Consider the following 16,582-nt stretch of genomic DNA (forward strand, 5'->3'; position numbering starts at 1 on the left):
CTTAAAACTGCTCCAGGAAGCGCACGTCGTTTTCAAAAATCAGGCGCAGGTCGGCGATCTTGAACCGACGCATGGCGGTACGCTCCAGGCCGATGCCGAAGGCCCAGCCGGAGTACTCGTTGGGGTCGATGCCGCTCATCTCCAGCACCCGGGGGTGAATCATACCGGCGCCCAGCAGCTCAATCCAGCCCTCGCCCTTACAGGTGGGGCAGCCCACGCCGCCGCACTTGTGGCACTGCACGTCCATCTCGCAGGAGGGCTCGGTGAAGGGGAAGTGGTGGGGACGGAAGCGGGTCTTGGTGCCCTTGCCGTAGAGCTTCTCCACCACGGTGTTCAGGGTGCCCTTCAGGTCGGCCATGGTGACGTTCTTGTCAATGACCATGCCCTCCACCTGGTGGAACATGGGGGAGTGGGTGGCGTCCACCTCGTCCTTGCGGTACACACGGCCGGGGGCGATGATGCGGATGGGCAGCTCCATGGTGTCCATGGCCCGCACCTGCATGGGGGAGGTCTGAGAGCGGAGCATCACCCGGCTGTCCTCATCAAAATAGAAGGTGTCGGACCAGTCCCGGGAGGGGTGGTTCTCCTCGGCGTTGAGGCGGTCGAAGTTCAGCTCGGCCAGCTCCACCTCGGGGCCGTCCAGCACGGTGAAGCCCATGCCGATGAAGATCTCCTTGATCTCATCCAGGGCGATATACATGGGGTGACGGTGGCCCATCTTCACGGGCTTGCCGGGGATGGTCACGTCCAGGGCCTCGTCCTTGAGCCGCTGCTCCAGGGCCTGGGCCTCCAGCTTCTTGCCCTGGGTCTCCAGAGCGGCCTCCAGGTCTGCGCGCACCTGGTTGGCCAGCTGGCCCATGACGGGGCGCTCCTCGGCGGAGAGCTTGCCCATCTGCTTGAGCACGCCGGTGAGCTCGCCCTTCTTGCCCAGGTACTGCACCCGCAGGGCGTCCAGGGCTGCCAGGCTGTCGGCGGCCTCGAAGGCGGCAAGGGCCTGCACACGAATGTCGTTTAATTGCTGCTTCATCTATTCTCTTCCTTTCGGGTAAAATATGAAATGAAAAAAGCCTTTCCTCCCTACAAACAGGGACGAAAGGCCAGCCTTCCGCGGTACCACCCGCATTTGTGCGCCATGCGCACACTCTCTTTGCCCCATAACGGAGGGCACACCGTCCTGCTCTCACAGGCCGCTCCCGGGCGAACCAAGCGACACACACCAAGGCGGCTTTCAGCCGGTGACCGCCTCTCTCTTCAGATATGCCAGCACGCTATTTTCCCGTTCTTCGCATTTGCACTAAAAACTTTTATATCACAATATAGGTTGAAAAGCAAGAGGGAAAACTTTATAATGGGGCGTGCACGATCTGACATACCCCCATCTCGTCTTCATATATATGGAGACAGGGGCGGCGGTTTCCGCCCCTCAAGTACGGGAAAGGGGGGAGCGCATTGCGCAGAGAATTGGCCTGCGGAGCGCTGATGATGACGGTGCTGCTCACAGGCTGCTCCAAGCAGGACCAGCAGGCGCAGCAGCAGGGCGTGCTGCTGCGGGGCCAGTACCAGGCCATGAGCGGCTGGTCGGGCACCTTCCGGGTCAGCGCCCATTTGGGCCAGCAGCTCTATGAGTTTACCTTGGAAGGAACGGCCCAGCAGGAGGGAGAGACGGTACTCACCGTAGTGGAGCCAGAGTGGATGGCAGGAGTCACCGCCCGGATGACCGATGAGGAGGCTGTCTTGGAGTATGACGGAGCGGGGATGACCTTGGGCACCCTCAACGGGGACGGCCTGAGCCCCATAGCCGCCATACCGGAGATGCTGGACCAGGTGGCCCAGGGCTACATAGCCCAGTGCAGCTGGGCGCAGGAGGGGGAGGACACCTTCCTGGAACTGAAGAGCCGGGACCCGGAGCAGGAGCAGGGAGCGGGCACGGAGTACACCATGTGGTTTGCCCCGGACACCTTTGCCCTTCGCATGGCGGAGGTACAGGTGGAAGGAGTCACCGTGCTCACCGTGACAAGTGATGATTTTACCATGGAGATGAACGAGGATGAATCAACAGACCATGCGGACCTGGACGGAGATCCGTCTGGACAATCTGGAGCATAATTACCAGGTACTGCGGGCCTGCGCCCCCCAGAGCAAGTTCCTGGGCGTGGTGAAGGCCAACGCCTACGGACACGGGGCGGAGGAAGTGGCCCACAAATTGCAGCAGCTGGGGGCGGACTATCTGGCCGTGGCCTGCCTCAACGAGGCCACCGAGCTGCGAGGGGCGGGCATCACCATGCCCATTCTCATTCTGGGTGCCACCCCGGCGGAGTTTGCCCCCCAGGTGGTGGAGCACGACCTGACCCAGGCGGTGTTTACCACCCAGCTTGCTCAGGCCCTGTCCAAGGCCGCTGCGGCCCAGGGCAAGCGGGCCAAAATCCACGTCAAGCTGGACACCGGCATGAGCCGTCTGGGCATTCTGGCCCACGACCCGGCCCAGGCTGCCCGCCAGGTGGACGCCCTGTGCGCCCTGGATGGGCTGGAGGCGGAGGGGATTTTCACCCACTTTGCCAACGCCGACGGGGACGAGGGGTACACCATGGAGCAGTTTACCCGGTTTTTGGACACCCTGGATGTGTTGAAAAATACCTATGGCCGCACCTTCCAGCTGCGCCACTGCGCGGCCAGTGCCGCCGTGCTCAACTTCCCCTGCACCCACCTGGATATGGTGCGCCCGGGCATTGCCCTGTACGGCTACCTGCCGGACCCCTCCTGCCAGGGGCTGGACGCCGGGGAGCTGTGGCCGGTGATGACCTTGAAGACCCGGGTGGCGGCGGTGCGGGAGCTGCCGGGGGACACCCCGGTGAGCTACGGCTGCACCCAGCACATGCCCGCCTCCGGCGGCCGGGTGGCGGTGCTGCCGGTGGGCTATGCCGACGGCCTGCACCGGGTGTTGTCCGGCCAGGGCACCGTGCTGGTGGGCGGCCAGGAGCGGCCCATTGTGGGCCGGGTGTGCATGGACATGTGCATGGTGGCCCTCCAGGAGGGGGACCAGGTGCAGCCGGGGGACGAGGTGGAGCTGTTCGGCGCCCACCACTCCCTGGAGGATATGGCCCAGCTGGCGGGGACTATCCCCTACGAGCTGCTGTGCGCCGTCTCCCCCCGGGTGCCCAGATTGTACCGGGGCGCATAAGATAACACGGGGGGTCGCCCCCGAGGGAGCGGCGAGAGATGGAGCGGCACCCGGTGGCGAAGGAATCCTGTTCCACCGGTATAAGATCCGCCCCACCGTGGGAGAATGATAGTACCCGGCAGGCATGGCAAGGACCGGGCACTATAAATCCGGCGGAGTGTGAAATCCTGTGGACAACAGTGTCAAACGCGGCGATATTTATTACGCCGACCTCAGTCCGGTGGTGGGCAGCGAACAAGGGGGCGTTCGCCCTGTCCTGATCGTGCAAAACGACACCGGAAACAAACACAGCCCCACTGTCATTGCAGCGGCCATCACCTCTCAGACGGGGAAGGCCCGACTGCCCACCCATATCACCCTGGCAGCCCACAGCTATGGCCTGCCCAAGGACTCCATCGTGCTGTTGGAGCAGATTCGTACCCTGGACAAACGGCGGCTACGGGAACATATGGGCCGGGTGGACGAACAAGTGATGAAGAAGGTGGATGGGGCCATTGCCGTGAGCTTCGGCCTGTCCAACCAACAACTGGTTTGATGCGGCGGCCTGCCTGGTTCCTCCAGGCAGGCCGTTTCAGCGTGTCGAAACAATTCGACACGCTTCTCAAAAATGCCAGCATTTTTGAGAGGGGTTGCAGCCCGCTGCATGCATAATCGGGTCAAAGGGCGACCCGATTCCACACTGGCGGGCTGAGAAGTGTTTTTTTCGATGCACATGTCCCCGAAAAAAACAGATTTCAATTTATTTTCCCGCCCTCGGGCGGGAAAACTCTGCCGAGGGCTTTTTGGATGATGCAAGAAACCATATCCTTCTTGTGTGCAAATGAGCTTTTTTGGCAGACTGGCCCTGTGTGTGGACGATTTTGGGGTTTACAAAAGGTTCACAACTGGTTCCCAAATTGTCTATCATTCGACATGGGGGTTCTGGTATCATAGGCCATGTCAGGAAGAGATGTCCAGGCAGAGCAGTGACCTCCCCTGACAGCGACGAACGAACAACCGGGGCTGCTCTGGCAGCAGTCGGAGCCCCCCGGACAAACAACTCCAGAGACACCCTCTCTGTTTAGCCTGTCGGAACGGCCAAGCCTTTCCTGACAGGCTTTTTTGTGCCGGGAGAAGGGGGAAAACGGAAAACACTTGCCAAGTTCGCCTGGACGGGGTAGACTATGAAGAGATGCCGAATGTCCGGGGACGCCCGGGCCAACCTAGAGAATGGAGAAATCATATGGATTACTTTCACCTGTCAGTGGGACAGGATATCCTCCACCCCATGAGCAGCCTGGCGCTGGCCCATCTGGGGGATGGAGTGTATGAGCTCATGGTGCGCACCTGGCTGTGCCTGAAGGGCAAGGCCACCAACAAGGGGCTGCACCGTGCGGCGGTGACCTATGTCTCCGCCCCCGCCCAGGCCAAGCGGGTCAAGCTGATTTTGCCCATCCTCACCGAGGAGGAGCAGGACGTGTACCGCCGGGCCCGCAACAGCCACACCGCCGCCATCCCCAAGGGGGCCAGCGTGGGAGAGTACCACGCCGCCACCGGGCTGGAGGCCCTGTTCGGCTGGCTGTACTTGCAGGGCCGTCTGGACCGGCTCAATGAGCTGTTTGAACGGATGATGACGGAGGAATGAGCCATGCCCTTGGATGCAATTGTCATGACCGCCCTGGCCGGAGAGCTGCGGGAACGCATCACCGGCGGAAAGGTGGACAAGATCTATCAGCCCACCCGGGATGAGGTGGTGCTGCACATGCGCACCGGGCAGGGAAATGTGAAGCTGCTGCTGTCGGCAAACCCCGCCCACCCCAGAGCCCAGCTCACCACCGTGACCCGGGAGAACCCGGAGACGCCCCCCATGTTCTGTATGCTGCTGCGCAAGTATTTCCTGGGCGGCCGCATTCTGGAAATCAAACAGCCCCCCATGGAGCGGCTGCTGGAGTTCCGCTTTGAGACCCTCAGCGAATTGGGGGACCGGGTGGAGCGGGCCCTGGTGCTGGAGTGCATCGGCCGCAAGTCCAACCTCATTATGCTGGACGGGGCGGGGCGCATCACCGACAGCATGCGCCGGGTGGACGGGGATATCTCCGCCCAGCGCCCGGTGATGCCCGGCCTCTTCTACCAGTATCCCGTGCCCACGGGCAAGCTGGACTTCACCGCCATGGCAGAGGAGGAGCTGGAACAGCTGGTGTCCAGCCAGGCGCCCCAGGGAGAGGGCCAGGACAAGTGGCTGCTGGACACCTTCAGTGGCATCTCCCCCCTGGTGGCCCGGGAACTGGCCTTCCGGGCCGACGAGACCGCCCAGGGCCTGGCCCGGGAGGTGCTGCGGCTGCGCTCTGTCATCCTGGAGGGCAAGTATGAGCCGGTGGTACTGAAAAAAGAGGGCAAGGAGATGGACTTCTCCTTCCTGCCCATTCTGCAATACGGCCCCGAAGTGGAATTGACCCGCTGTGAGACCTTCTCCCAGCTGCTGGACGACTACTACGCCGCCCGGGAGGCCCAGGAGCGGGTGAAACAGCGGGGGGCGGATTTCATCCGGTCGGTGACCCAGGCCCGCAACCGCACCGCCAAGAAGATCGCCAACCAGGAGGCAGACCTGCGCCGAGCGGGCAACCGGGAGCAGATGCGGGAGTATGGGGACATCATCACCACCAACTTCTATCAGATGCACCGGGGTCAGTCGGTGCTGGTGGCCCAGAACTACTACGACCCGGAGTGCAAAGAGGTGGAAATCCCCTTGGACCCCCTGCTCACCCCCCAGCAGAACGCCGCCAAGTACTATAAGGACTACAAAAAGGCCCAGAAGGCGGAGGAGATGCTGGCCATCCAGCTGGAGAAAAACCGCACCGAGCTGGAGTACCTGGACAGCGTGCTGCAAATGATCACCCTGTCCGAGGGAGACCGGGACTTGCAGGAGATCCGTCAGGAGCTGATGGACAACGGGTATTTGCGCCAGCACAAGCGGAAAATGACCGCCAAGGGCAAGGTGAAGATCATCCACGCCAAGCCCATGGAGTTTCGCTCCTCCGCTGGTCTCACCATTTTGGTGGGCAAGAACAACAGCCAGAACGACCGCCTGACCTTGAAGGACTCGGACAAGCGGGATTTGTGGTTCCATGTGCAAAAGCTCCACGGCTCCCACGTGATTTTGAAGACCGGAGGGGTCCAGCCCGACGACCAGTCGGTGACGGAAGCGGCCATGCTGGCCGCCTGGTTCTCCCAGGCCAAGGACTCGGCCCAGGTGCCGGTGGATGTGACCCCTGTGAAAGCCATTAAGAAGCCTGCGGGGGCCAAGCCCGGTTTTGTCATCTACAACACCTATAACACGGTGTATGTCACACCCCAGGAGGACCTGGTGAAGAAACTCCGGGTGAAATGAGCAAAGGGGACAGCTTCCAATTCGGCGGCTGTCCCTCTTTTCTGTACTAGGCGCAGATTTGCTAGCGTGGCAAATACGCTCCGCTGGGCCCGATTTCTCCGCGATGAGAAATCGGGGAAAGAATCGCCTAGGGCGTTCCCCCTAGGTACCCCCTGAGGTCTCCTTGCATGGCGCTGGAGCATCCCCCACCGACGCTGAGGGAGGAAGGATTGTCTGGTTCTTCTTGCTCCGCTGCCGCTGATATATTCCCCGTATTGCCACGGTGATTCCTTGGGTACAGCGTCGGTGCATGGTGGAGACTTGCAGTTCCCACCCACCACCGGCCCTGTCCTTCTGGGGCAGTTCCTTCCACTCTGGAAGATTGAGCGGTAGCGGATGTAGCGGCATAGAGGATCGGCTTACCCCTGGGCCGGTTGGGATTTATCCAGAGTCAAAGGACTACTGACCCAAGCAGGGTACCTAGGGGTGCAACCCCTAGGCGGCTTTTTCGTCTATTTTTGGCCGCTCAAAAATAGACCCCTAGCGGAGCGTCCCCGCCAGACTGGCAAGTCTGCATAAAGACATTGGAGAAGAGCAGATGATTGACCATAGAAAAACAGCGGAAGCAACCAAATGGCTGCTTCCGCCGTAGTTATAGAGGGAATCAGCCTTTCAGCTTCTGGATGCCCAGCTCCATGCGGCGCAGGGTCTCCTCCTTGCCCAGAATGTAGCACAGCTCCACAGCGCCGCCGGGGGTGACAGTCTTGCCGGCGATGGAGATGCGCAGGGGCCACATGAGGGTGGCGTTTTTCACGCCCAAAGACTCGGCCAGGTGGATGAGGGTGTCGTGGATGCTCTCCTGAGTCCAGCTCTCCAGAGCGGAGAGGACGGGGACGGTCTTTTCCAGCATCTCCAGGGACACCTCAGAGTTGGTCTTGGACTTTTTGTTGGTGAACAGCTCCACGCCGTACTCAGGGAGTACATCGAAGAAGTCCACCTTCTCGGGGATGTCGGTGAGGCGCTCACACCGGGCCTGGAGCAGGGAGGCGATGACGTCGGCGTCATAGGCCTCGTTGGTGACGGCCTGGCGGATGTAGGGCCGGGCCACCTGGGCGAAGGCCTCGGGGGTCATGGAGCGCAGGTAGGTGGCGTTGAAGTAGTTGAGCTTCTCCATGTCGAAGGCGGAGGGGGACTTGGAGATGCCGGAGATTTCAAAGGCCTTCACCAGCTCGTCCAGAGTGAAGAACTCCTGCTCGCTGAGCTCACCGTGGGGGGCCCAACCCAGCAGGGAGACGTAGTTGACCACAGCCTGGGACAGATAGCCCATCTGGATGAGGTCCTCGTAGGAGGGGTCGCCCTTGCGCTTGGACATCTTGCGCACGGCCCCGGTCTCGGGGTCGGTGATCATCACGGAGGAGCAGTGCACGTAGGTGGGAATGGCCCAGCCGAAGGCCTCGTACAGCAGGTTGTACTTGGGGGCAGAGGAGAGGTACTCGGCGCCGCGCACCACGTGGGTGATGCCCATGAGGTGGTCGTCCACCACGTTGGCGAAATTGTAGGTGGGCAGACCGTCGCGCTTTAAGAGCACCTGGTCGTCCAGGGTGTCGTTGTCCACGGTGATGGCGCCGTACACGGCGTCCATAAAGGTGGTCTGGCCCTCGTGGGGGATGCGCTGGCGGATGACATAGGGGTCACCATTGGCCAGACGAGCGGCCACTTCCTCGGGGTCGAGGTTGCGGCAGGGGTCCTCTTCCTTCTGGAAGTTGCCCTCTTCCTCCTCGGTCTCCTCGTGCTTGTCGCAGAAGCAGTAGTAGGCGTGGCCACGCTCCACCAGCAGCTTGGCGTACTCGGCGTAGAAGGAGCGGCGCTCGGTCTGGATGTAGGGGCCCACGGGGCCGCCCACGTCGGGACCTTCGTCCCAGGTCAGGCCGCAGGAGCGCATGGTATTATAGATGATTTCGGTGGCGTCCTCCACCAGACGGCCCTGGTCGGTGTCCTCAATGCGGAGGATGAACTTGCCGCCGGCGTGGCGGGCGATGAGGTAGGTGTACAGGGCGGTGCGGAGATTGCCCACGTGCATGTAGCCCGTGGGAGAGGGGGCGAAGCGGGTGCGCACCCCGTCGTGGGGGATGCGGGCTTCCATATCGTCAAACCATTGCTGATTGAGAGCCATGTCAATCAAAACCTCCAGTTTACAGTGTGTCCCCATTATAGCCTCCAGGGGACGGTTTGGCAAGAGGCAGACAGATTGCACAAGGAAATGGCGGGAAAAAGAGTAAAAAATAGATAGGTGAATCTGGGCGTTTTTCCTTGACGAGAGGACGATTTTGTGCTACAATCCCAAATTGTGCTGATATGCCAAAAAGGAGGTCTGCTTGGATGCTGACCAAACTGGAACAAGCCGGCAAGGTTGTGGGCGTCAAGCAGGTTCGCCGGGCCCTGAAAGATGGGCGGGCGACGGGAATCTATCTGGCACGAAATGCCGATCCCGCCCTCACCGAGCCACTGGCTCAACAGGCCCAGGAGCAAGGGGTGGAGGTCCACTGGACGGACACCATGAAAGCTCTGGGACACGCCTGCGGCATCGCCGTGGGAGCTGCGGTAGCGGCGACCGTATAATTTTCTTGATTTTAGCGAATAATCTTATGAGAGTTCGTTAAAATATATATTCATTGAAAGGAGGAAAATCATGCCTACTTTTAACCAATTGGTGCGCAAGGGCCGTGAGAAGACTACCTACAAGTCCAACTCTCCCGCCATGCAGCATGGTCTGAACACCCTGAAGAACAAGGAGACTGACCTGCCTTCCCCTCAGAAGCGCGGCGTCTGCACTGCCGTTCGTACTTCCACTCCTAAGAAGCCGAACTCCGCTCTGCGTAAGATCGCTCGTGTGCGTCTGACCAACGGCTACGAGGTGACCGCCTACATCCCCGGTGTTGGCCACAACCTGCAGGAGCACTCCGTGGTGCTGATCCGCGGCGGCCGTGTTAAGGACCTCCCCGGCGTGCGTTACCACATCATCCGTGGCACTCTGGATACCCAGGGCGTCAATGGCCGTATGCAGGCCCGTTCCAAGTACGGTGCCAAGCGTCCCAAGGCCGGCAAGGGCGGCGCTAAGAAGTAATTCTTACCCCACCTGTGCATCTAACTTGCTTACTGCGCTGACTGCGCAAGGCAAACTGCGCCTTGCCGAGCGTTTATTCCATATATATGGGTAGACCTCGGACAGGCATGACACAAGCCCCGGCCATCGGGGCCTGAGTACCTATGAATTCTATTTTATTAAGAAGGAGGGAAGCAAAGTGCCCAGAAGAGGAAACGTACCCAAGCGGGAGGTTCTGCCCGATCCGCTGTATAATTCCGTCTTAGTCACTAAGCTCGTTAACAGCATCATGCTGGACGGCAAGAAGGGTGTTGCCCAGAAGGTCGTCTACGGTGCCTTTGACATCATCAAAGAGAAGACCGGCCAGGAGCCCCTGGAGGTGTTCAACGCTGCCATCGAGAACATCATGCCTTCTCTGGAGACCAAGTCCCGTCGTGTGGGCGGCTCCACCTATCAGGTGCCCATGGAAGTGCGTCCCGAGCGCCGTCAGACCCTGGGTCTGCGCTGGCTGACCACTTACTCCCGCAACCGCGGTGAGAAGACCATGAAGGAGCGTCTGGCTGGCGAGATCATGGACGCCGCCAACAACACCGGCTCCGCCGTGAAGAAGCGTGAGGACACTCACAAGATGGCTGAGGCCAACAAGGCCTTCGCTCACTACCGCTGGTAATCCGGGAGGAACAGAGATATGGCTACTAGAAAGACTTCTCTGCAGAATACCCGTAATATCGGTATCATGGCTCACATCGATGCCGGTAAGACCACTACGACCGAGCGTATCCTGTACTACACCGGCGTGAACTACAAGATCGGTGAGACCCATGATGGTACCGCCACCATGGACTGGATGGCTCAGGAGCAGGAGCGTGGTATCACCATCACCTCCGCTGCTACCACCTGTTTCTGGGCTGGTTCTGCTCAGCAGTTCCCCCAGACTCGTATCAACATCATCGACACCCCGGGCCACGTGGACTTCACCGTTGAGGTGGAGCGCTCCCTGCGCGTGCTGGACGGCTCTGTGACCGTCATGTGCGCCAAGGGCGGCGTGGAGCCCCAGTCCGAGACTGTGTGGCGTCAGGCCGACCACTACCGGGTGCCTCGCATGATCTACGTCAACAAGATGGACATCATGGGCGCCGACTTCTACAACGTGCTGCACATGATCCACGATCGTCTCAAGTGCAACGCTGTGCCCATCCAGCTGCCCATCGGCGCTGAGGACACCTTCCGCGGCATCATCGACCTGGTGGAGATGAAGGCCGACGTGTACTATGATGATCTGGGCAAGGACATGCGCGTGGAGGAGATCCCCGCCGACATGATGGAGCTGGCCCAGGAGTACCGGACCAAGCTCATCGACGCCTGCGCCGACATCGACGACGAGATCATGATGCTGGCTCTGGAGGAGGAAGAGATCCCCACCGATATGATCCGCAAGGCTCTGCGCAAGGGTACCATCGACAACCTGCTGGTGCCCGTGGTGTGCGGTACTTCTTACCGCAACAAGGGCGTGCAGAAGCTGCTGGACGCCATCGTGGACTTCATGCCCTCCCCCCTGGACATCCCCGCCATCAAGGGCGTGGATCCCGAGACCGAGGAAGAGGACGAGCGTCCCGCCGACGACAACGCCCCCTTCTCCGCTCTGGCCTTTAAGATCATGACCGACCCCTATGTGGGCCGTCTGTCCTTCATCCGTGTCTACTCTGGTAAGCTGACCACCGGTTCCACCGTGCTCAACTCCACCAAGAAGCAGAAGGAGCGCATTGGCCGCATCCTCCAGATGCACGCCAACCACCGTGAGGACATCGAGGAGGTCTTCTCCGGCGATATCGCCGCCGTTGTGGGTCTGAAGAACACCACCACCGGTGACACCCTGTGTGTGGAAGATCACCCCATCATCCTGGAGTCCATGGAGTTCCCCGAGCCCGTTATCCGCGTGGCCATCGAGCCCAAGACCAAGGCTGGTCAGGAGAAGATGGGCATCGCTCTGGCCAAGCTGGCTGAGGAGGACCCCACCTTCAAGACCTACACCGACGAGGAGACTGGTCAGACCATCATCGCCGGCATGGGCGAGCTGCACCTGGAGATCATCGTGGACCGTCTGCTGCGTGAGTACAAGGTGGAGGCCAACGTGGGCGCTCCCCAGGTCGCCTACAAGGAGACCATCAAGAAGAGCGTGGAGCAGGACACCAAGTATGCCCGTCAGTCCGGCGGTAAGGGCCAGTACGGCCACGTCCGCATCACTGTGGAGCCCAACGAGCCTGGCAAGGGCTATGAGTTCCTCAATGAGATCACCGGCGGTGTCATTCCCAAGGAGTATATCCCCGCTGTTGACGCTGGTATCCAGGGCGCCATGCAGGCCGGTGTTCTGGCCGGCTACCCCGTGGTTGACGTGAAGGTCCACCTGACCTTTGGTTCTTACCACGAAGTGGACTCCTCCGAGATGGCCTTTAAGATTGCCGGTTCCATGGCCTTTAAGGAGGCCTGCCGCAAGGCTGGCGCCTGCCTGCTGGAGCCCATCATGAAGGTTTCCGTCATCGTGCCCGAGGACTACATGGGCGACGTCATTGGTGACCTGAACAGCCGCCGTGGCCAGATTCTGGGCATGGAAGCTCGTCCCGGCGCCCAGCAGATCGACGCTCTGGTGCCTCTGAGCGAGATGTTTGGCTACGCCACCGACCTGCGTTCCCGCACTCAGGGCCGTGGCCAGTACTCCATGGAGCCCCACAGCTATCTGGAGATCCCCAAGAACATCGCTGAGAAGATCATTGCCCAGCGTGGTCGTAAGGACGACTAAAAATCTTAAGAGCTGGGAAAAAATCTGTTGATTTTTTCCCGGCGATAGGATAAAATAGGCCCATAATGGGTCTGGATGAATGAATCCAATTTTATTGAAGTATAAGGAGGAAACTCAAAATGGCTAAGCAAAAGTTTGAGCGTACTAAGCCCCACGTCAACATCGGCACCATCGGCCACGTTGACCACGGCAAGACCACCCTGACCGCTGCCATCACCAAGTACCTGGCTCTGAAGGGTCAGGCTCAGTACGAGGACTATTCCAGCATCGACAAGGCTCCCGAGGAGCGTGAGCGTGGTATCACCATCAACACCGCCCACGTGGAGTACGAGACCGACGCTCGTCACTATGCCCACGTTGACTGCCCGGGCCACGCCGACTATATCAAGAACATGATCACCGGCGCTGCTCAGATGGACGGCGCTATCCTGGTGATCGCTGCTACCGACGGCCCCATGGCTCAGACCCGTGAGCACATCCTGCTGGCCCGTCAGGTGGGCGTGCCCGCCATGGTCGTGTTCCTGAACAAGTGCGACCAGGTCGACGACGAGGAGCTGCTGGAGCTGGTGGAGATGGAGGTCCGCGAGACCCTGTCCGAGTACGAGTTCCCCGGCGACGAGATCCCCGTCATCAAGGGTTCCGCTCTGAACGCTCTGACCTGCGAGTCCGGCGACATCAACGATCCCGACTTCGCCTGCATCAAGGAGCTGATGGACGCTGTTGACAGCTACATCCCCACTCCCGACCGTAAGGCTGACCTGCCCTTCCTGATGCCCGTTGAGGACGTGTTCACCATCACCGGCCGTGGCACCGTTGCTACCGGTCGTGTGGAGCGTGGCCAGGTCAAGATGGGCGACAAGGTGGAGATCGTTGGTCTGTCCGAGGAGAAGAAGGACACCACCATCACCGGCATCGAGATGTTCCGCAAGCTGCTGGACTACGCTGAGGCTGGCGACAACATCGGCGCTCTGCTGCGTGGTATCGACAAGAAGGAGGTCGAGCGTGGCCAGGTTCTGTGTGCTCCCGGCTCCATTCACCCCCACACCAAGTTCGTTGGCCAGGTGTACGTCCTGTCCAAGGAGGAAGGCGGCCGTCACACCCCCTTCTTCAACAACTATCGTCCTCAGTTCTACTTCCGTACCACCGACGTGACCGGCGTCATCACTCTGCCCGAGGGCACTGAGATGTGCATGCCCGGCGATAACGTCGACATGAACGTTGAGCTGATCACCCCCATCGCCATCGAGAAGGGCCTGCGCTTCGCTATCCGTGAGGGCGGCCGTACCGTTGGCTCCGGTGTTGTTATCGACGTCATCAACGACTAATTTTTAGTTGTTCCCAAAAGAGCGGCCTTCGGGCCGCTCTTTTATTTTACACAGCAAAAATAATTTAAAAACAAAAAGTGAAATACGAAAAATACCGAGAACTGACAGTTCTCGGTATTTTAAACTTTCCATTTTGAAACATGATTGCAACAACACGGGTGAAAAGAGAACATCAATCTGAGGAAGAATCCGGGTCAGGTGTTGCTAGACCATTCTTGGTAGATTCAGGAACCTGTATCACTAGGTCGCTTTCATCCGATAGATATTTTTGAGAACTACTTTTGGACAAATCATAACTTTGCATGGACTGTATAAAGTCGGTGCTGCTTTGATCACCACCGGAAGGGAACAGATGTTCTGCGATTTTACTAGGAAGTATAATGATAACACTTAGTATGCTAGCCAGACCTGTGAGAGCAGCACCTAGATCGGCCAAAGAAATATTTTCTTTTTTGGAAACATTTAAAATTGTCTGCCCTCCAAAATAAATTGTGATAACATAGGTACTACATACAATCAAAAAAAAGAAAATTTTAAGAATGAGTTGAGATATATCCGTACGGCGCTGATTATTTACATAATGTTGGAGCAGTTTGACATATTCTCGATCACGGTTTAGGTGATTACGAGAATACTCTAAATTTTTGGTATCTATCAAACTTCTTGTATCCTTTTTTTTAACAGTCATAGTAAATCATCATCTTTCGTATAGAGATAGAATCAGCTGTCATATGTGTCCATGTTGGGGTTGGACATTGCGTTTACAATACTAGCAACTTCTACACGAGACATACCTTTGCGCTTGATAACAACTTCACTTCCAGCCAGTTGAGCAGGTGTTTCAGCGGTAAATCGTGTGATATCACGTAGAGTTTTCCCAGACTGTCGCCCAACATAAAGCTCAGCGTTATGTTGAAAGACGATATAGCGAGGCTTTTTATTTTGGCTAGAGGTAGAAACGATTTTAAAGTCTGGTGTTGTGGAGGAAGTACGGATGGTTGGGGAGGAATGGGATACAGATACCTCTGCGTTTCTTAGAGAAGTAGTGGGCCTAAAATCTGAAGTAATAAAAGAATGTCTTTTGTGCTGATTACGTTTTGGGTTGTTTTGATGATAGCTTTTTTTTCCTAATCTCATATATATTCTCATCTCCTTTGTATAGATGGTAATAAACATTTCTATGCACCTCCAGTTTACCATATTGGAAGATTTACTTCAATCAAGAACCTGAATTTTGTATACACTCCTTAGAAAATCTTTCTCTAGAAATTCAAAAAGTGAAAGAAAGGGTAGGATTAGTTTGGTGTATTTTTCATTGAGGATACCCTTTGTCTATGGTAATATGATTATATAATAAATAGAAACGAGGGTTGCTTATGCCATGGAACAATCTCACGGAATTGCTGAGCCAGTTGGTGGACTTTGCCGTGGGGAAGATTCTGATTATTGTGCCGGTGGTTGTGGTCAGCTTGATCGCCATCAAGATCATCATGAAATTGGTGGACCGAATGCTGGGCCGCCTTCCCACAGACGAGACCATCAAAACCCTGGTCCGCACTTCCATCAAGATTCTGCTGCTGGCGGTGGCGGCCATTGTCCTCATGAGCTGTCTGGAGATTCCAGTTACCTCCTTTGTGGCCCTGCTCTCTGTGGCAGGCTTGGCACTGTCCCTGTCCATCCAGAACTTCCTGTCCAACGTGTTTGCCGGCCTCCAGCTGTTGGCCTCCAAGCCCTTCAAGGTGGGGGACTACGTGGACGCGGGCAATTGCTCCGGCACCGTGTATGAGATTGGCCTGTTCTATACCAAGCTCACCAGCGTGGACAACAAGCTCATCCAGCTGCCCAACAGCACCATTGTGGGTTCCAATGTGGTCAACTACTCCAGCCAGACCCACCGCCGGGTGGAGATCAAAGTCACCGCCTCCTATGATGCACCCACCGAACAGGTGAAACAGGTGTTGTCCAAAGTGGTGGAGGACAATCCCCTGGTGGACCGGGAAAAGCCCATCATGGTGCGGGTGAACAATTACCAGGATAGCGCCATCGAGTATATCATCCGGGTCTGGTGCGCCAATGAGGACTATTGGACGGTGCACTATGATCTGATGGAGGCCATCAAGCCCGCCTTTGATGCCAACAACATTGAGATGACCTATCCACACCTGAACGTGCACATGATGAAAAACTGAAGGAAACAGCAAAATGGGTCTGTGGAACACCACAGGCCCATTTTCGTCTAGATGGTGGCGGAGGCAGCAGGAGAGGGGGCAGGGGAGGGAGCAGCAGAAGGCGCAGGGGACGGCGTGGCAGACGGGGCCGCCGATGCGGCGGGGAAGTCCAAGGTGCTGACAAAGCTGCCGTCAGCGGCCTGAATGTGTCCCCCAATCAAGGTCCCGTCACACACCAATAGCACTGCCTGCACATCCGACCGCCCGGTGGGATGGTTGGAAACCGGATAGACGTACCGCTGGACCCGCTGGCCGCAGTAGTTCTCCAGGTCAAAGCCCTGCTGACGCTGCAAGGTCTGATAGGAGTCATAACTCTCATCCAGGGTGTCCGGGATGAGCAGTTCTTGGGTGGAAACTGCCTGGTCTCCCACCGTCCAGCCCCGTTGCTGGAGATAGGTGACCCGGGCCGAGTTGTCCTCCATCCCCGACACAGAGGCTGAGGTGGGCACTGCTCCCCCATTGAGACTCAGAACCAGTGCCACCACCAGCACCAGACAGCAGCACAGAACACTGACGCCCCCCGCCATCAGTCGGCGCCGGGGAATGCGAGCCGTGACAATGAGCATGTTGATTCCTCCCGTCTTCATGGACTCATACACAGGATG

The 16,582-nt window shown here is 58.3% G+C and carries 16 protein-coding genes; 11 read left to right on the forward strand and 5 right to left on the reverse strand.

The window, feature by feature from the left end:
- Window position 1: 1 nt before the first annotated feature.
- On the reverse strand, window positions 2-1,027 hold the full coding sequence (pheS, locus tag B5F98_RS03545) for a phenylalanine--tRNA ligase subunit alpha (RefSeq protein ID WP_087369640.1): 1,026 nt from the start codon (window positions 1,025-1,027) through the stop codon (window positions 2-4).
- A gap of 422 nt (window positions 1,028-1,449) precedes the next feature.
- On the opposite strand from pheS, the gene B5F98_RS03550 reads away from it, so the two are divergent.
- The 5 genes from B5F98_RS03550 to B5F98_RS03570 all read left to right on the forward strand — a co-directional run bounded on the left by B5F98_RS03550 (window position 1,450) and on the right by B5F98_RS03570 (window position 6,545).
- Window positions 1,450-2,106, forward strand: a complete 657-nt coding sequence (locus B5F98_RS03550) for a hypothetical protein (protein ID WP_143482727.1) — start codon at window positions 1,450-1,452, stop codon at window positions 2,104-2,106.
- Window positions 2,048-3,178 (forward strand): alanine racemase, encoded by a 1,131-nt coding sequence (gene alr, locus B5F98_RS03555; RefSeq protein WP_087369642.1) that lies wholly within the window; start codon window positions 2,048-2,050, stop codon window positions 3,176-3,178. The genes B5F98_RS03550 and alr overlap by 59 nt, the downstream gene beginning before the upstream one ends.
- 169 nt (window positions 3,179-3,347) lie before the next feature.
- Entirely contained in the window at window positions 3,348-3,713 is a 366-nt protein-coding gene (locus tag B5F98_RS03560) for a type II toxin-antitoxin system PemK/MazF family toxin (protein ID WP_087229084.1), read from the forward strand.
- Window positions 3,714-4,400: 687 nt separating this feature from the next.
- Window positions 4,401-4,802 (forward strand): ribonuclease III domain-containing protein, encoded by a 402-nt coding sequence (locus B5F98_RS03565; RefSeq protein WP_087369643.1) that lies wholly within the window; start codon window positions 4,401-4,403, stop codon window positions 4,800-4,802.
- A 3-nt stretch (window positions 4,803-4,805) separates the two neighbouring features.
- Window positions 4,806-6,545 (forward strand): NFACT RNA binding domain-containing protein, encoded by a 1,740-nt coding sequence (locus B5F98_RS03570; RefSeq protein ID WP_087369644.1) that lies wholly within the window; start codon window positions 4,806-4,808, stop codon window positions 6,543-6,545.
- A gap of 643 nt (window positions 6,546-7,188) precedes the next feature.
- Here B5F98_RS03570 and gltX read toward each other — a convergent pair.
- Window positions 7,189-8,697, reverse strand: a complete 1,509-nt coding sequence (gene gltX / locus B5F98_RS03575) for a glutamate--tRNA ligase (protein ID WP_087369645.1) — start codon at window positions 8,695-8,697, stop codon at window positions 7,189-7,191.
- Between the two features lie 206 nt (window positions 8,698-8,903).
- Between gltX and B5F98_RS03580 the strand changes: the two genes are divergently transcribed.
- From B5F98_RS03580 to tuf, 5 genes are all read left to right on the forward strand, one after another.
- Window positions 8,904-9,143 carry a ribosomal L7Ae/L30e/S12e/Gadd45 family protein gene (locus tag B5F98_RS03580; protein ID WP_087229075.1) on the forward strand — a complete coding sequence of 80 codons (240 nt, stop codon included), beginning with the start codon at window positions 8,904-8,906 and terminating at the stop codon, window positions 9,141-9,143.
- Between the two features lie 70 nt (window positions 9,144-9,213).
- Window positions 9,214-9,648: a 30S ribosomal protein S12 gene (rpsL, locus tag B5F98_RS03585; protein ID WP_087229072.1), complete on the forward strand. Its 435-nt coding sequence runs from the start codon at window positions 9,214-9,216 to the stop codon at window positions 9,646-9,648.
- A 178-nt stretch (window positions 9,649-9,826) separates the two neighbouring features.
- Entirely contained in the window at window positions 9,827-10,297 is a 471-nt protein-coding gene (rpsG, locus tag B5F98_RS03590) for a 30S ribosomal protein S7 (protein WP_087229069.1), read from the forward strand.
- An 18-nt stretch (window positions 10,298-10,315) separates the two neighbouring features.
- Complete coding sequence (fusA, locus tag B5F98_RS03595) at window positions 10,316-12,424, forward strand: elongation factor G (RefSeq protein WP_087369646.1); 2,109 nt, start codon at window positions 10,316-10,318, stop codon at window positions 12,422-12,424.
- 119 nt (window positions 12,425-12,543) lie between these two features.
- A complete protein-coding gene (gene tuf / locus B5F98_RS03600; RefSeq protein WP_087229063.1) occupies window positions 12,544-13,749 on the forward strand; it encodes an elongation factor Tu in 1,206 nt (401 codons plus the stop codon).
- 172 nt (window positions 13,750-13,921) lie between these two features.
- On the opposite strand, the gene B5F98_RS12665 is transcribed toward tuf, so the two are convergent.
- Together B5F98_RS12665 and B5F98_RS12670 are read right to left on the reverse strand one after the other, a co-directional pair.
- The gene (locus tag B5F98_RS12665; RefSeq protein ID WP_143482151.1) at window positions 13,922-14,437 is read right to left on the reverse strand and encodes a hypothetical protein; all 516 of its coding nucleotides are present in this window, start codon (window positions 14,435-14,437) and stop codon (window positions 13,922-13,924) included.
- 32 nt (window positions 14,438-14,469) lie between these two features.
- Window positions 14,470-14,925 (reverse strand): hypothetical protein, encoded by a 456-nt coding sequence (locus B5F98_RS12670; protein WP_143482728.1) that lies wholly within the window; start codon window positions 14,923-14,925, stop codon window positions 14,470-14,472.
- Between the two features lie 200 nt (window positions 14,926-15,125).
- Between B5F98_RS12670 and B5F98_RS03605 the strand changes: the two genes are divergently transcribed.
- The gene (locus B5F98_RS03605; RefSeq protein ID WP_087369647.1) at window positions 15,126-15,938 is read left to right on the forward strand and encodes a mechanosensitive ion channel family protein; all 813 of its coding nucleotides are present in this window, start codon (window positions 15,126-15,128) and stop codon (window positions 15,936-15,938) included.
- 47 nt (window positions 15,939-15,985) lie between these two features.
- On the opposite strand, the gene B5F98_RS03610 is transcribed toward B5F98_RS03605, so the two are convergent.
- Window positions 15,986-16,543: a DUF4830 domain-containing protein gene (locus tag B5F98_RS03610; RefSeq protein WP_158099769.1), complete on the reverse strand. Its 558-nt coding sequence runs from the start codon at window positions 16,541-16,543 to the stop codon at window positions 15,986-15,988.
- Window positions 16,544-16,582 lie beyond the last annotated feature (39 nt).

The organism is Pseudoflavonifractor sp. An44 (assembly GCF_002161675.1).
Classification (GTDB): domain Bacteria; phylum Bacillota; class Clostridia; order Oscillospirales; family Oscillospiraceae; genus Enterenecus; species Enterenecus faecium.

Bases quoted from the DNA above. Each gene is read 5' to 3' on its own strand.
- B5F98_RS03570 (WP_087369644.1), top strand. From the start codon at position 4,806: ATGCCCTTGGATGCAATTGTCATGACCGCCCTGGCCGGAGAGCTGCGG.
- rpsL (WP_087229072.1), top strand. From the start codon at position 9,214: ATGCCTACTTTTAACCAATTGGTGCGCAAGGGCCGTGAGAAGACTACC.
- B5F98_RS03565 (WP_087369643.1), top strand. From the start codon at position 4,401: ATGGATTACTTTCACCTGTCAGTGGGACAGGATATCCTCCACCCCATG.
- B5F98_RS03605 (WP_087369647.1), top strand. From the start codon at position 15,126: ATGCCATGGAACAATCTCACGGAATTGCTGAGCCAGTTGGTGGACTTT.
- B5F98_RS03580 (WP_087229075.1), top strand. From the start codon at position 8,904: ATGCTGACCAAACTGGAACAAGCCGGCAAGGTTGTGGGCGTCAAGCAG.
- B5F98_RS03610 (WP_158099769.1), bottom strand. From the start codon at position 16,543: ATGCTCATTGTCACGGCTCGCATTCCCCGGCGCCGACTGATGGCGGGG.
- B5F98_RS12665 (WP_143482151.1), bottom strand. From the start codon at position 14,437: ATGACTGTTAAAAAAAAGGATACAAGAAGTTTGATAGATACCAAAAAT.
- gltX (WP_087369645.1), bottom strand. From the start codon at position 8,697: ATGGCTCTCAATCAGCAATGGTTTGACGATATGGAAGCCCGCATCCCC.
- fusA (WP_087369646.1), top strand. From the start codon at position 10,316: ATGGCTACTAGAAAGACTTCTCTGCAGAATACCCGTAATATCGGTATC.
- tuf (WP_087229063.1), top strand. From the start codon at position 12,544: ATGGCTAAGCAAAAGTTTGAGCGTACTAAGCCCCACGTCAACATCGGC.
- pheS (WP_087369640.1), bottom strand. From the start codon at position 1,027: ATGAAGCAGCAATTAAACGACATTCGTGTGCAGGCCCTTGCCGCCTTC.
- B5F98_RS12670 (WP_143482728.1), bottom strand. From the start codon at position 14,925: ATGTTTATTACCATCTATACAAAGGAGATGAGAATATATATGAGATTA.
- alr (WP_087369642.1), top strand. From the start codon at position 2,048: ATGAATCAACAGACCATGCGGACCTGGACGGAGATCCGTCTGGACAAT.